This is a genomic window from Pseudomonas sp. S37, from assembly GCF_016658545.1.
GTDB lineage: Bacteria > Pseudomonadota > Gammaproteobacteria > Pseudomonadales > Pseudomonadaceae > Aquipseudomonas.
Genome location: NZ_JACVZC010000259.1, coordinates 1 through 238, shown reverse-complemented (window position 1 = coordinate 238; position 238 = coordinate 1). Strand labels below are relative to the sequence as shown.

Annotated in this window: 1 protein-coding gene; it reads right to left on the bottom strand. The window is 66.4% G+C overall.

What is annotated here, in order from left to right; translation table 11 throughout:
• Positions 1–238 (bottom strand): contractile injection system protein, VgrG/Pvc8 family (locus IAE39_RS29545; protein WP_268934227.1); only part of this gene is annotated, 238 nt, incomplete at both ends.

Genomic DNA, 238 nt, shown 5'->3' with positions numbered 1-238 from the left:
GTGGTTGTAGCGCGGGTGGGTGAAGGTGTAGTCGCGCTGCACCTGCACGCTGGTGCGGACCTGCTCGCGGTAGGCAAAACGGTGCAGGCAGGGCTGCTGCTCCATGCCGCCGCGATTGGCGACGTACAGCACGGGCTCGCCTTCCAGGCTGCCGAACTGGTTGATCCTGTCGGCCTGCACCACGCCATGGCCGGCTTCGCTGTGCTCGAAGATCGAGATCAGGCCTTCCTCGGCCGAC